Raw genomic sequence first — 13747 nt, forward strand, 5'->3', positions numbered from 1 at the left:
GCCCGCACGATGGTACGGGGCCGGCCGCGGGCCCGGGCCCCGTACCGTGCCGGCCGGGACGCCTCAGTACGTGTAGAACCCGGCGCCCGACTTCCGGCCCAGCCTCCCGGCCTCGACCATCCGCGCCAGCAGCGGCGGCGTCGCGTACGACGGCTCCTTGTACTCGGCGTACATCGAGTCGGCCACCGAGGCGACGATGTCGAGGCCGATGAGGTCCGAGAGCTTCAGCGGGCCCATCGGGTGGGCGCAGCCCAGCTCCATCCCGTTGTCGATGTCCTCGCGCGTGGCGATGCCGGACTCGAACATCCGGACCGCGGAGAGCAGATACGGGATCAGGAGCGCGTTGACGACGAACCCGGAGCGGTCCTGGGCCCGGATGGCGTGCTTGCCGAGCACGTCGCGGGCCAGCGCCTCGGTGCGCTTGAGCGTGTCGTCGCTGGTCGTCAGCGCCGGGATCAGCTCGATGAGGCGCTGCACGGGCGCGGGGTTGAAGAAGTGCATCCCGATGACCTGCTCCGGTCGCGTGGTGGCGACGGCGAGCTTGACCAGCGGGATGGAGGAGGTGTTGGAGGCGAGGATCGCGTCCTGGCGGGCGACGACCTGATCAAGGACCTGGAAGATTTCGGTCTTGACCTGTTCGTTTTCCACCACCGCCTCGATCACGAGATCGCTCTCCGCAAGCTCTCCGAGATCGGTCGTGAAGCTCAGCGCGCCCAGCGCCGCGTCCCGTTCCTCCTTGCTGATCTTGCCGCGGTCGGCCGCCTTGGCGAGGGAGCTGATGACGCGGGTACGGCCCAGTTCGAGGGCATCGCCGGTGGTCTCGGCGACGACGACCTGAAGGCCGGAGCGGGCACACACCTCGGCGATGCCCGAGCCCATCTGGCCGGATCCGACCACTCCGACGCGTTCGATGTCGGTCAATGTCTCTCCTCGTCCCTCGTCCTGCCGTGTGGGCAACCCTTTCGGACCCCTGACGTTACCCGCGTAGCGCATGGCTCTTGTCCCCGGGTGAGGCAGGGCGCGAGGATGTGCCGCAACTGACGAGTGGTTCAGACCACTTGGCGCAGTCGGATTCTTGTTCTCGGCGATTCGGAGGATCCAGATGGGGAGCAGCACTCCCGGCAGACCGCACCACCTCAGCCGGCGCCGGTTCGGCGCCGCGGCGGTGGGCGCCCTGTCCGCGGTGACCGTGGCGGGCGACGCGATCGCGTCCCCGGCGGGCGCCGCGGGACGCGCCCACGGCCGACCGGCCGGGCAGATGCGCGGCTCGTGGGTGGCGACGGTGGCGAACATCGACTGGCCGGACCAGCAGGGCCTGAGCGCGGCGGAGCAGCAGCGACAGTTGCTGGCCCGGCTCGACGAGGCGGCGGACCGGCGGATGAACACCGTCGTCTTCCAGGCCCGGCCGACAGCGGACGCGATGTGGCCGTCGCCGTACGAGCCGTGGTCGGAGTGGCTCTCCGGGACCCAGGGCGCCGACCCGGGCTGGGACCCGCTCGGCTTCGCGGTCCGCGAGGCCCACCGGCGCGGTCTCGAACTGCACGCCTGGTTCAACCCCTACCGGGTGCGCAACGACGCGCTCGCGGAGAAGCTGGTGCCCGACCACCCGGCGAACCGGCACCCCGAGTGGGTCGTCCCGTACGGCGGCAAGATCTACTACGACCCGGGGGTGCCGGAGGTCCGCCGCTTCGTCCAGCGCTGCATCCTCGATGCCGTCCGGCGCTACGACATCGACGCCGTGCACTTCGACGACTACTTCTACCCGTACCCGGTCGCGGGCCAGGAGTTCGCCGACGAGGAGACGTACCGGAGGTACGGCGGCGCCTTCGCGGACAAGGCCGACTGGCGGCGCAACAACGTCGACCTGCTGGTCGCGGAGCTGGGCCGGGCCATCAAGCGGACGAAGCGCACCGTGCAGTTCGGTGTCAGCCCGTTCGCGGTCTGGCGGAACGCGGCCACCGACCCCGAGGGCTCCGACACCCAGGCGGGCACGCAGACGTACGACAACCTCTACGCCGACACCCGCACATGGGTGCGCGAGCGCTGGATCGACTACATCGTCCCGCAGGTGTACTGGAACATCGGCTTCGCGGTCGCCGACTACGCCAAGATCGTGCCCTGGTGGAACGACGTGGTCGCAGGCACCGGCGTCAACCTCTACATCGGCGAGGCGCTCTACAAGGTCGGCGCCGCCGGCCAGCCCGCCGCCTGGTTCGACCCGGCGGAGCTCTCCCGTCACCTGACGTTCTGCCAGGGCTACCCGGAGGTCCAGGGCAACATGTACTTCTCCGCGAAACTGCTGCCCCAGGACCCCCTGGGCGCGGTCAGCAGGCTCGTCGCCGACCACTACCGCGAGCCGGCCCGGCCGCCGCGCTGCTGACGGCGCGCCCGCCGGCCCCCGTCGTCCCGGCCGCCCCGCCACCCGCGGCCGCGGACGTCAGCCCTGCCCGGACTCCCGGTCCCGATGCCGGACCACGGAGTCCGGGCCGGGTGACACCAGCGCCTCGTGGCCGTCGTCGAACCGCACCCGGTAGGGCGGTGCCCCGGCTGGGCCCATGACTTCGAGGATCTCCGCCGTCCGGTCCTCCTGACCGACGACACGGCCGTGCACACACAGCTTGTCGCCCACTTCAGCCTGCATCGGGTCGACCTCCTGTCCGGCTCGTCCCCAGATGATGGGGTCCGTGACCGCCAGTTTAAGGGCGGGCGCGGCGCTTGGCTTCCGGAGAATTCCGGTGTACGGGCCATGCACCGCGTGCCAGGCTCTGCCCATGGCTCACGTACCCGCACCGTATGAGGTCTCCACCGACCCCGCCCGGCTCGACCGGGCGCTCGTCCACCGGTGGCTGTCCACCGACGCGTACTGGGCGCTCGGCCGCAGCCGCGCGCAGCAGGACACCGCGATCGACCACTCCCTGAACTTCGGCGTCTACGCCGCGGAGACGGCCGCCGCCGGGGACGGCCCGCGCGGCGCGGGCGGGCAGATCGCGTACGCGCGCGTCGTCACCGACCGTGCCACCTTCGCCTGGCTCTGCGACGTCTACGTGGCCCGCGAAGCCCGCGGCGCGGGCGTCGGCAGCGGCCTGGTCGCCGCCGTCCGCGACCACCTCGCGCCGTACCGGCTGCGCCGCATCCTGCTGGCGACCGGCGACGCCCACGAGGTCTACGCGAGGCTCGGCTTCGAGCCGCTGGCGGATCCGACCCAGTGGATGGCTCTGGGCAGAGCCTGACGGCGCTCCTACCATCACCGCATGAACGTTCGTCTCACGCTCCTCGCCGCGGCCCGCAACTCCTCGCGGCTCGCGGAGCGCTTCGACGACGACCGGCCGCTGGACGCGGACGGCTGGGTGGCGGCGGAGCGCGCCGTTCCGGTGTTCTCCCCGCTGGCCGCCGCCGAGTTGCGGTACTGCTCGCCCACCCAGCGCTCCCGCGAGACCGGCCGGGTGCTCGGCCTCGCGCCGCTGGCCCAACTCGCGCTGCGCGACTGCGACATGGGCCGGTGGCGGGGGCGCACGCTGGAGGAGGTGATGATGACCGAGCCGCGCGACGTGGACGCCTGGCTCGCGGATCCGCACGCCGCCCCGCACGGCGGCGAGGCGCTGATCGCCTTCATCCAGCGGATAGGGGGCTGGCTGGACACCCGCCCGGTGGACGACGGCACCCACGTGCTCGCCGTCACCGAGCCCTCGATCATCCGCGCCGCGCTGGTCTACGCGCTGAAGGCGCCGCCCGTCTCGTACTGGCACATCGACGTGATGCCGCTGTCGGCGATCAGCCTGACGGGGCGTCCCGGGCGGTGGAGCCTGCACATCGACAGCTGGGCGTGAGCGCCGGGGCGAGTGGACTGCGGGGCGCGGCGGGCGGATGATGTCGGGGCCATTGCCAACTCCCTACGGGTAGGTAAGTCTACTGCCTGGTAGGTAGCCGCAGCACCGGGTGCGAGGAGCGAGACGCGATGAGCTCGTACGACGTGATCGTGATCGGTTCCGGCTTCGGCGGCTCGGTGGCCGCCCTGCGCCTGACCGAGAAGGGCTACAAGGTCGGCGTGCTGGAGGCCGGCCGCAGATTCGCCCGCGAGCAACTGCCCAAGAACTCCTGGCGGCTGCGCGACTACCTGTGGGCCCCCGCCCTCGGCCTCTACGGCATCCAGCGTATCCACCTGCTCAGCAACGTCATGGTGCTCGCCGGCGCCGGCGTGGGCGGCGGCTCCCTCAACTACGCCAACACCCTCTACGTGCCGCCGCCCGCCTTCTTCCGGGACGGGCAGTGGGGCCACATCACCGACTGGCAGGAAGAGCTGGCCCCGTACTACGACCAGGCGCAGCGGATGCTCGGCGTCCGGGAGAACCCCACGACCACCGAGGCGGACACGTACCTGAAGACCACCGCCGAGCGCATGGGCGCCGGCGACTCCTACCGGCTCACCCCCGTCGGCGTCTTCTACGGCGACGGCCGCGACGCCCGCGGCGAGACCACCGCGGCCCCCGGCGAGACCGTGCCCGACCCGTACTTCGGCGGCGCGGGCCCGGAGCGCGCCGCGTGCCTGCAGTGCGGCTCGTGCATGACCGGCTGCCGCTACGGTGCGAAGAACACCCTGACGGAGAACTACCTCTACCTCGCCGAGCGGCACGGTGCCGTGATCCACCCGCTCACCACCGTCGTCGACGTGCACGAGGCCGCCGGCGGCGGCTACGAGGTGACCACCGTGGCGACGAACAAGCGCCGCCGCGGCAAGCGGGAGGTGCTCCGCTGCGACCACGTGGTGGTCGCGGCGGGCACGTACGGCACCCAGACCCTGCTGCACCGCATGAAGGCCGGCGGCCGGCTGCCCGGGCTCTCCCCGCGCCTCGGCGAGCTGACCCGCACCAACTCCGAGGCCCTGGTCGGCGCGGTGACCTTCCCGCGCACGTACCGGAAGAAGCGGGGCGCGGGTGAACTGGACTTCACCAAGGGGGTGGCCATCACCTCCTCGATCCACCCCAACGACACCACGCACATCGAGAACGTGCGCTACGGCAAGGGCTCCAACGCGATGGCGCTGCTGTGCGTCCCGCAGTTCAAGCCCACCGGGAAGCTGCCCAAGGCGCTGCGCGTGCTGGGCGCGTATCTGCGGCACCCGGTGCTGGTGGCGCGGACGGCCACGACGTACCGGTGGTCCGAGCGGACGATCATCGGGCTCGTCATGCAGACCCACGACAACTCGCTCACCACGTACCTGAAGGACAAGGGCCTCGGCAAGGGCCTGCTCACGGCCCGGCAGGGCCACGGGGCGCCCAACCCGGTGCACCTCCCCGAGGGGGCGGAGGCGGCACGGCTGCTCGCCGAGCAGATCGGCGGCCAGCCGGGCACGAACCTCGGCGAGCTGATGGGCAAGCCGCTGACGGCGCACTTCCTGGGCGGCTGCCCCATCGGCGAGGACGCGGAGCACGGCGTCATCGACCCGTACCACCGGCTCTACGGCCACCCGGGGATCTCGGTGGTGGACGGCTCGGCGGTCTCCGCGAACCTCGGCGTGAACCCGTCGCTGACGATCACGGCCCAGGCGGAGCGCGCGATGGCGCTGTGGCCCAACAAGGGCGAGAAGGACCCCCGCCCCGCCCAGAACGACCCCTACGCCCGCGTCCGCCCGGTGCCGCCGCGGCAGCCGGCGGTGCCGGCAGGCGCGTTCGGCGCACTGTTGCTGCCGATCCCCGAGGTCCCGCCCAAGGGCTGACCGGTCACACGGACCGCGCGGGACACGCTCTCAGGAGTCCGGGAGAGTCGCAGGGGCGAGAGCGCGCAGGCCGGGCCAGCGGGAGGAGCGGAGGAGCGCGGCAGCCCGTTCCATCGTCGCCTGGTCGACGGTGGCGACCGCCTTGTTGCCCGTGCCCAGGTCCTCGGCTGTGATGTGCAGAATGTCGTTGGGATCGCAGTCGGCCGTCACCTCGATCCGTGGCACGCCGCGGGGAGCGGGCGGCAGGGCGAGTTCGAGGACCGCAAGGGTCCGGTCGCGGGCCGGGTCCTCCCCCTCGCCCTCGACGACGTGGAGCACCACCGCGCTCTGGTGATCCGTGTGGGTGGTGAAGACCTCGGAGCGCTTCGTGGGGATCGTCGTGTTCCGCTCGATCAGCTCCGTCGTGGTCCCCTCGACGGTTTCGATGCCGATGGAGTGAGGGGTGAGATCGAGGAGCAGCACGTCCTTCACGTCGCCGGTCATGATGCCCGCCTGAAGAGCGGCGCCGCCGGCGACAGCCCCGGGGATCAGGCCCCGGTGGGGCTCACGGCCGCCCGTGAGCCGGCGGATCAGGTCGCCCACGGCGGGCATCCGGGCGGCGCCGCCCGTCAGGACGACCCGGTCGATGTCGGCGGGCGTCCGTTCGGCGTCGGCGAGGATGTGTTCGACGTGCGCCCGGCAGCGTTCCAGCAGATCCCGGGTGAGCGTCTCGAACTCCTCGCGGGTCAGCTCCTCCTCGAGGTGGACGGGGCCGTCCGGTCCGGTGGCGAGGTAGGGCAGCCGGAGGGTCGTGGTGCGCACCGCCGAGAGCTCGATCTTCGCGGCCTCGGCCGCCTCGCGCAGCCGCTGGGCCGCGGTGGCGTCGCCGGTGAGGTCCACGCCGTGCCGCAGCCGTACGCGGTCGGTCAGGTGCTCGACGATCCGCCGGTCCCAGTCGTCGCCGCCGAGCCGGCTGTCGCCGGCGGTGGCCCAGGCCAGCACGGTGCCGTCGCCGAGGTCGACGAGGGAGACGTCGAGGGTGCCCGCGCCGAGATCGAAGATCAGGACGGTGCAGTCGTCCCGGTGCAGGCGGTAGGCCATCGCCACCGCCGAGGGCTCGTTGATCAGCCGCATGACGGGGAGCCCGGCCCGTTCGCCGGCCCGGAGCAGCGCGGCCCGCTGGTCGCGGCGGAAGCCGGCGGGCACCGCCAGCACCGCGGCGGTGAGCGGCCGGCCGAGGTGGGCCTCGGCGTCCTGGCGCAGGCGGGCGAGGATCAGCCCGGCGGCGTCCTCGGCGGTCAGCCGGACGTCGCCCCGCGTGACACGCCAGCCGGTACCCAGCTCCAGCTTGGCGGCGCGCGGGGTGTGAGCGGGGTTGGCGAGGGCCTGCCGCCCGGCGGCCGTGCCGACGAGGACGTCCCCCTCGGCGGTGAGGCTCACCAGGCTGGGAGTGGTCTGCGCGCCCTGGGCATTGGGGACCGGCCGGACCTTGCCTGCTTCCAGGACGGCCACGGCCGAGTTCCTCGTGCCGAAGTCGATGCCGGCGACGGCCGGACGCGACGCGTCCGGTTCGCCGTCCGGCGCCGTGGTCCCGGCGGCTTCGGTGTAGGGGGCGGTCGGGGGTGTGGCGCGCCTCTGGATGAGGGTGGTGACGGCATCCGGCCAGGGTGAGACGCCGGGGAAGTCGTCCGCCGGCTCCCAGTGCGCCCCGATCCGCGCCAGCAACGCTGTGAGCGTGGGCCGTTCACGGGGGTTCTTCGCCAGGCATGCACCGACCAGTTCGCGCAGCGGTCCGGTGAGCCCGTCCAGCCGTGGTGGCCGGTTGACGACCCGGTGGAGCACCGCCAGCGGCGGGCCCTCCCCGAAGGGTCCGGCGCCCGTGGCGGCGAAGGCGATCACCGCCCCCAGCGCGAACACGTCGCCTGCCGGGCCGACTTCACCGCCCTCTGCCTGCTCAGGCGCCATGAAGCCCGCCGTCCCCACCACCAGGCCGGTCGCCGTCAGTGCGGTGTCCTCCAGCGTCCGCGCGATCCCGAAATCGATCACCCGCGGCCCGTCCGCGGCCACCAGCACGTTCGACGGCTTCAGATCCCGGTGCAGCACCCCCACCGCGTGAATGGCCTGCAACGCCTCCACGAGCCCGGCCGCCAGCCGCCACGCCGCGCCTTCAGGGAACGGCCCCGCCCCGCCGACCGCCGCCGCCAGATCGGGCCCCGGAATGTAGCCGGTCGCGATCCACGGCAGGTCGTCCTCAGGACCGGCGGCCAGCACCGGAGCCGTGAACGCCCCGCCCACCGCCCGCGCCGCCGCCACCTCCCGCGCGAACCGCCGCCGGAACTCCGCCTGCCGCGCCAGATGCGGATGCACCACCTTCACCGCCACCGCCCGCCCGCCCGGCGACCGGCCCAGGAACACCTCGCCCATCCCGCCGGCACCCAGCCGGCCCCGCAGCCCGAACCCGCCCACCGTCTCCGGGTCCCCGGCCCTCAGCGGCTCCACCCCGGCCCCCTTCCCCACCCCGGCTCCCACGACCCGGCGCCAACGCCCGGCGCCCCCACGCAGGTTACGTTCCCCCGGCGCTCGCCGTGGCCGGCCGGAGGGCCGAGCCCGCATCCGGACGTGTGCCCGGCGGTGCGTGCCAATGATGAGGACGGCGGCTCTGCCAGGCGCGGCCCCGGGAGCGGCGAGCACACGAGTGCGGCCGGTAGCCGGCGATCCGGCGACCGGGTGCCGCCGGATATTCTTTGCATAGCTCTGCTGTCATCCGTATAGTCATGCTGGGACGAGGAGGAGCGGATGACCGTGCGGGTGGCAGTGGCCGGGGCGAGCGGGTACGTGGGCGGGGAGCTGCTGCGGGTGCTGCTGGGGCACCCCGGGGTCGAGATCGGGGCTCTCACCGCCCACGCCAACGCCGGGCGGCCCCTCGGGGACATACAGCCCCACCTCGCGCCCCTCGCAGGACGGGAGCTGGCCGGGACCGCGCCCGGCGTGCTCGCCGGGCACGACGTCGTGTTCCTCGCGCTGCCGCACGGGCAGTCCGCCGCCGTGGCCGCGGAGCTCGGCGACGACGTGCTCGTCGTCGACTGCGGCGCCGACCACCGGCTCGCCGACGCCGCCGACTGGGAGCGGTTCTACGGCACGCCGCACGCCGGCACCTGGCCGTACGGGCTGCCCGAGCTGCCCGGCCACCGCGACGCGCTCCTTGGGGTCCGGCGCATCGCGGTGCCCGGGTGCTATCCGACCGCCGTCTCCCTCGGCCTCTTCCCCGCGTACGCCGCCGGGCTCGCCGAGCCGGAGGCCGTCGTCGTCGCCGCCTCCGGCACCTCCGGCGCCGGCAAGGCGCTCAAGCCGCACCTGCTGGCCAGCGAGGTGATGGGCTCCATGAGCCCGTACGGCGTCGGCGGCGGGCACCGGCACACGCCGGAGATCGGCCAGAACCTCAGCGCCGTCGCGGGGGAGCCGGTCACGGTCTCCTTCACCCCGACCCTCGCCCCGATGCCCCGCGGCATCCTCGCCACCAGCACGGCGCGGGCCCGCCCCGGCACCACGGCGGAGGCGGTGCGCGCCGCGTACGAGAAGGCGTACCAGGGCGAGCCGTTCGTCCGGCTGCTGCCGCCCGGGCAGTGGCCCGCCACCGGCGCGGTCACCGGCTCCAACACCGTGCTGCTGCAGGTCGCGTACGACGAGAGCGCCCGGCGCATCATCGCCGTCAGCGCCATCGACAACCTTACGAAGGGCACCGCGGGCGGCGCGGTGCAGAGCATGAACATCGCCCTCGGACTCCCCGAGGAGCTGGGGCTTTCTACGACAGGAGTGGCACCTTGAGCGTCACGGCAGCCAAAGGGTTCACGGCGGCGGGCATCGCCGCCGGGATCAAGGAGAACGGCAACCCGGACCTGGCCCTCGTGGTCAACGAGGGGCCGCGCCGCGCCGCCGCCGGCGTCTTCACCGCCAACCGCGTCAAGGCCGCCCCGGTCGTCTGGTCCGAGCAGGTGGTCAAGGGCGGCGAGGTGTCCGCGGTGATCCTCAACTCCGGCGGCGCCAATGCCTGCACCGGACCCCGCGGCTTCCAGGACACCCACGCCACCGCCGAGCGCGTCGCCGAGGTGCTCGGCCACAGCGCCGCGGAGGTCGCCGTGGCGTCCACCGGGCTGATCGGCACGCTGCTGCCGATGGACAAGCTGCTGCCCGGCGTCGGCCTGGCCGCGGCGGAACTGTCCGCGCACGGCGGAGAGAAGGCCGCCATCGCCATCAAGACCACCGACACCGTGCACAAGACCGCCGTCGTCACCGCCGGCGGCGACGACGGCGCGGCCTGGACCGTGGGCGGCATGGCCAAGGGCGCGGGCATGCTCGCGCCCGGGCTGGCGACCATGCTCGTCGTCCTCACCACCGACGCCGACGTGCCCGCCGCCGATCTCGACGCCGCGCTGCGCGCCGCGACCCGTACCACCTTCGACCGCGTCGACTCCGACGGCGCCATGTCCACCAACGACACCGTGTTGCTGCTGGCCTCCGGCGCCAGCGGGGTCCGGCCGCCGCAGGCGGAGTTCGCCGAGGCGGTACGGGCCGTCTGCGACAGCCTCGGCCGGCAGCTCATCGCCGACGCGGAGGGCGCCAGCAAGGAGATCAAGATCGAGGTCGTGGGCGCCGCCGGCGAGGACGACGCGGTGGAGGTCGGCCGCTCCATTGCCCGCAACAACCTCCTCAAGTGCGCCATCCACGGCGAGGACCCCAACTGGGGCCGGGTGCTGGCCGCGATCGGCACCACCTCCGCCGCCTTCGAGCCGGACCGGCTGAACGTCGCGATCAACGGCGTGTGGGTGTGCAAGAACGGCTCGTTCGGCGAGGACCGCGAGCTGGTCGACATGCGCTACCGCGAGGTCCACATCGTGGCGGACCTCGCCGCCGGCGACGCGGAAGCGGTCGTCTGGACCAACGACCTGACCGCCGACTACGTCCACGAGAACAGCGCGTACAGCTCATGACGACGACCTCCGCGCCCGCCGCGGCACCGGCAACCCCCACCCGCAAGCACACCGCCCTGCCCAAGGCCCGCACCCTCATCGAGGCGCTGCCCTGGCTCACCCGCCACCACGGCAAGGTCGTCGTGGTCAAGTTCGGCGGCAACGCCATGGTCGACGACGACCTGAAGCGCGCCTTCGCCCAGGACGTCGTCTTCCTGCGGCACGCCGGGCTCAGGCCCGTCGTCGTGCACGGCGGCGGCCCGCAGATCAGCGCGCAGCTCGACCGGCACGGCCTGGCCAGCGAGTTCCGCGCCGGGCTGCGGGTGACGACGCCGGAGGCGATGGCCGTCGTACGGATGGTGCTCGCCGGCCAGGTGCAGCGCGAGCTGGTCGGGCTCCTCAACGAGCACGGCCCCTTCGCCGTCGGCCTCACCGGCGAGGACGCGCACACCATCACCGCCACCCGGCACCGGCCGCTGGTCGACGGCGAGCCGGTCGACATCGGCCGGGTCGGCGAGGTCACCGACATCGACACCGGCGCGATAGAGGCGCTGCTCGCGGACGGCCGCATCCCGGTCGTCTCCTCCGTCGCCCGCTCCGCCGACGAGTCCGACGCGGCCGGCGAGGTCTTCAACGTGAACGCCGACACCGCCGCCGCCGCGCTGGCCGCCGCGCTCGGCGCGGAGACCCTGATGGTCCTCACCGACGTCGAGGGCCTGTACGAGAACTGGCCGGACAGCGACGAGGTCATCAGCCGGCTCACCGCCGGCGAGCTGGAGCGGCTGCTGCCCGACCTGGCCAGCGGCATGGTCCCGAAGATGGAGGGCTGCCTGTACGCGGTGCGCCACGGCGTGCACACCGCGCGGGTCATCGACGGCCGGGTGCCGCACTCCATCCTGCTGGAGATCTTCACGGACGAGGGCATCGGCACGATGGTCGTGCCGGACGCGGAAGGGGCTGCGACATGAGCGGCAACGCGGAGCTGACGGAGCGCTGGCAGGGCGCGCTGATGGACAACTACGGCACCCCCCGCCTGCCCCTCGTCCGCGGCGCGGGTGCGAAGCTGTGGGACGCCGACGGCAACGAGTACCTGGACTTCGTCGGCGGCATCGCCGTCACCTCCCTCGGCACCGCCCACCCGGCGGTCGTCGAGGCCGTCTCCCGGCAGATCTCCACCCTCGGCCACGTCTCCAACCTGTACGTCGCCGAGCCCCCGGTGGCGCTCGCCGAGCGGCTCCTCGAACTCGCCGGCCGGCCCGGCCGGGTCTTCTTCGCCAACTCCGGCGCGGAGGCGGTGGAGGCCGCGTTCAAGATCGGCAGGCTGACGGGCCGTACGCACATGGTGGGCACCGAGGGCGGCTTCCACGGCCGCACCATGGGCGCCCTGGCGCTGACCGGGCAGCCCGGCAAGCAGGAGGGCTTCGGCCCGCTGCCGGGCGAGGTCACGCACGTGCCGTACGGGGACGAGGAGGCGCTGCGCGCCGCGGTGACCGAGGAGACCGCGCTCGTGATCGTCGAGCCGGTGCAGGGCGAGAACGGCGTCGTCGTCCCGCCGGACGGCTATCTGGCCGCCGCCCGCGAGATCACCAGGGCCGCGGGCGCGCTGCTGGTGCTGGACGAGGTGCAGACGGGCATCGGGCGTACGGGCCACTGGTTCGCGGCGCAGGCACAGGGCGTGGAGGCGGACGTCGTCACCCTCGCCAAGGGCCTCGGCGGCGGCCTGCCGATCGGCGCCACGCTGGCCTTCGGGCCCGCCGCCGGCCTCTTCACCCCCGGAAGGCACGGCTCCACCTTCGGCGGCAACCCCGTCGCCTGCGCCGCCGCGCTGGCGGTGCTGGACGTGATCGCGGCCGACGGGCTGCTGGCGCAGGTGAAGCGGGTGGGGGAGCGGCTTCGGGACGGAATCGGCCGACTCGGGCACCCGCTGGTCGACCATGTGCGAGGCGCGGGCCTGCTGCTCGGTATGGTGCTCACCGAGGCCGTCGCGCCGCAGGTGCAACAGACGGCCCAGGCAGCGGGATTCCTGGTCAACGCGGTGGCGCCGGACGTGATCCGGCTCGCCCCGCCGTTGATCCTCGGCGAGGCGGAGGCGGACGCCCTCCTCGCCGCGCTGCCGGCCGTCCTCGATGCGGCGGGTCCCGCAGCCTAGGGGGCCCTGGACGGCGCTGTTTGCCAGACAGGGCCCAGCCCCGACGAGCCGGAGAGTGACATGTCCGAGGAGCACAACGGTCCCGCCGTGCCGCACACGCGCACGGCACGCCACCGCAGGATCGTCGACATCCTGAACCGGCAGCCGGTCCGCTCGCAGAGCCAGCTGGCCAAGCTCCTCGCCGACGACGGCCTGACGGTGACGCAGGCGACGCTCTCCCGGGACCTCGACGAACTGGGCGCGGTGAAGATCCGCAACACGGGCGGCGAACTGATCTACGCGGTCCCCTCGGAGGGCGGCTTCCGCACCCCGCAGGTGCCGCTGGGCGAGTCGGCGAAGGAGGAGCGGATGGCCCGGCTCGCGGGTGAACTGCTCATCTCGGCGGAGGCGTCGGCGAACATCGTGGTGCTCCGCACCCCGCCGGGCGCGGCGCAGTTCCTCGCCTCGGCGATCGACGCGGCTGAGCTGACGCCGATCCTCGGCACGATCGCGGGGGACGACACGCTGATGGTGATCAGCCGCGACCCCTCGGGCGGCCAGTCCCTCGCCGACCACCTCCTGAAACTCGCCGAACGCGAACGGTGACCCCTGCGGGGCGCGGCGGGGCCTCCGGGGTGGTCCGTGCCGGTGGCGAAGCTGGCGGGGTGCTGCGCGGCGGGAAGGGGGCGGGAGCGTAGCTTCCGGGGTGGTCCGCGCCGGTGGCGAAGGTAGCGGGGTGTGAGGCACAGCCTCACGGGGGGGGGAGGGGTGCTGAGCCTCGGGTCGTTCCGTGGGCCCGCGGCTCTGGCCGGCGGGTGCCGCGGGCAGCGCGGCGTGGGGGCGCGGGCCCCGGTGGGCAGGGGCGGAGCCCGAGATCGTCCGCGCAGGTCGCGTGTAGCGGGGGGTGTCGGGCGGCCTCCTACCAGACAGCGGTGGTGCTTCGGTCGGTCGCGCGGGCAG

General features: G+C 73.5%; 12 protein-coding genes. 9 read left to right on the forward strand and 3 right to left on the reverse strand.

The features are described from left to right. Window positions 1–63 precede the first annotated feature (63 nt). Window positions 64–921, reverse strand: coding sequence for a 3-hydroxybutyryl-CoA dehydrogenase (locus FB457_RS04495; RefSeq protein WP_047014794.1), 858 nt, complete (start codon window positions 919–921; stop codon window positions 64–66). A gap of 181 nt (window positions 922–1102) precedes the next feature. Between FB457_RS04495 and FB457_RS04500 the strand changes: the two genes are divergently transcribed. Continuing rightward, window positions 1103–2380 (forward strand): glycoside hydrolase family 10-like protein, encoded by a 1278-nt coding sequence (locus tag FB457_RS04500; protein ID WP_486588924.1) that lies wholly within the window; start codon window positions 1103–1105, stop codon window positions 2378–2380. 57 nt (window positions 2381–2437) lie between these two features. On the opposite strand, the gene FB457_RS04505 is transcribed toward FB457_RS04500, so the two are convergent. Beyond that, entirely contained in the window at window positions 2438–2641 is a 204-nt protein-coding gene (locus FB457_RS04505; RefSeq protein WP_047014793.1) for a DUF1918 domain-containing protein, read from the reverse strand. 130 nt (window positions 2642–2771) lie between these two features. Here FB457_RS04505 and FB457_RS04510 point away from each other — a divergent pair, with 130 nt between their 5' ends. From FB457_RS04510 to FB457_RS04520, 3 genes are all read left to right on the forward strand, one after another. Then, window positions 2772–3230 carry a GNAT family N-acetyltransferase gene (locus FB457_RS04510; protein WP_145780915.1) on the forward strand — a complete coding sequence of 153 codons (459 nt, stop codon included), beginning with the start codon at window positions 2772–2774 and terminating at the stop codon, window positions 3228–3230. Window positions 3231–3251: 21 nt separating this feature from the next. Then, the gene (locus FB457_RS04515) at window positions 3252–3827 is read left to right on the forward strand and encodes a histidine phosphatase family protein (protein WP_047014791.1); all 576 of its coding nucleotides are present in this window, start codon (window positions 3252–3254) and stop codon (window positions 3825–3827) included. A gap of 128 nt (window positions 3828–3955) precedes the next feature. Then, the gene (locus FB457_RS04520) at window positions 3956–5713 is read left to right on the forward strand and encodes a GMC family oxidoreductase (RefSeq protein WP_145780916.1); all 1758 of its coding nucleotides are present in this window, start codon (window positions 3956–3958) and stop codon (window positions 5711–5713) included. Window positions 5714–5743: 30 nt separating this feature from the next. Here the strand turns inward: FB457_RS04520 and FB457_RS04525 are convergent, their stop codons facing one another. Beyond that, complete coding sequence (locus FB457_RS04525; protein WP_145780918.1) at window positions 5744–8191, reverse strand: Hsp70 family protein; 2448 nt, start codon at window positions 8189–8191, stop codon at window positions 5744–5746. 297 nt (window positions 8192–8488) lie between these two features. Here FB457_RS04525 and argC point away from each other — a divergent pair, with 297 nt between their 5' ends. The 5 genes from argC to FB457_RS04550 are packed head-to-tail and all read left to right on the forward strand — an operon-like array spanning window position 8489 to window position 13393. Continuing rightward, window positions 8489–9517, forward strand: a complete 1029-nt coding sequence (gene argC, locus FB457_RS04530) for an N-acetyl-gamma-glutamyl-phosphate reductase (protein ID WP_047014789.1) — start codon at window positions 8489–8491, stop codon at window positions 9515–9517. Beyond that, window positions 9514–10680 carry a bifunctional glutamate N-acetyltransferase/amino-acid acetyltransferase ArgJ gene (gene argJ / locus FB457_RS04535; protein WP_047014788.1) on the forward strand — a complete coding sequence of 389 codons (1167 nt, stop codon included), beginning with the start codon at window positions 9514–9516 and terminating at the stop codon, window positions 10678–10680. Before argC ends, argJ begins: the two co-directional genes overlap by 4 nt. Continuing rightward, window positions 10677–11627, forward strand: coding sequence for an acetylglutamate kinase (argB, locus tag FB457_RS04540; protein ID WP_047014787.1), 951 nt, complete (start codon window positions 10677–10679; stop codon window positions 11625–11627). The genes argJ and argB overlap by 4 nt, the downstream gene beginning before the upstream one ends. Continuing rightward, window positions 11624–12808: an acetylornithine transaminase gene (locus FB457_RS04545; protein WP_047014786.1), complete on the forward strand. Its 1185-nt coding sequence runs from the start codon at window positions 11624–11626 to the stop codon at window positions 12806–12808. The genes argB and FB457_RS04545 overlap by 4 nt, the downstream gene beginning before the upstream one ends. A 60-nt stretch (window positions 12809–12868) precedes the next feature. Then, a complete protein-coding gene (locus FB457_RS04550) occupies window positions 12869–13393 on the forward strand; it encodes an arginine repressor (protein ID WP_101425469.1) in 525 nt (174 codons plus the stop codon). Window positions 13394–13747: the final 354 nt, after the last annotated feature.

It is taken from the genome of Streptomyces sp. CNZ287, from assembly GCF_007827615.1.

Bases quoted from the DNA above. Each gene is read 5' to 3' on its own strand.
- FB457_RS04510 (WP_145780915.1), top strand. From the start codon at position 2,772: ATGGCTCACGTACCCGCACCGTATGAGGTCTCCACCGACCCCGCCCGG.
- argB (WP_047014787.1), top strand. From the start codon at position 10,677: ATGACGACGACCTCCGCGCCCGCCGCGGCACCGGCAACCCCCACCCGC.
- FB457_RS04515 (WP_047014791.1), top strand. From the start codon at position 3,252: ATGAACGTTCGTCTCACGCTCCTCGCCGCGGCCCGCAACTCCTCGCGG.
- FB457_RS04500 (WP_486588924.1), top strand. From the start codon at position 1,103: ATGGGGAGCAGCACTCCCGGCAGACCGCACCACCTCAGCCGGCGCCGG.
- FB457_RS04545 (WP_047014786.1), top strand. From the start codon at position 11,624: ATGAGCGGCAACGCGGAGCTGACGGAGCGCTGGCAGGGCGCGCTGATG.
- FB457_RS04550 (WP_101425469.1), top strand. From the start codon at position 12,869: ATGTCCGAGGAGCACAACGGTCCCGCCGTGCCGCACACGCGCACGGCA.
- FB457_RS04505 (WP_047014793.1), bottom strand. From the start codon at position 2,641: ATGCAGGCTGAAGTGGGCGACAAGCTGTGTGTGCACGGCCGTGTCGTC.
- FB457_RS04520 (WP_145780916.1), top strand. From the start codon at position 3,956: ATGAGCTCGTACGACGTGATCGTGATCGGTTCCGGCTTCGGCGGCTCG.
- argC (WP_047014789.1), top strand. From the start codon at position 8,489: ATGACCGTGCGGGTGGCAGTGGCCGGGGCGAGCGGGTACGTGGGCGGG.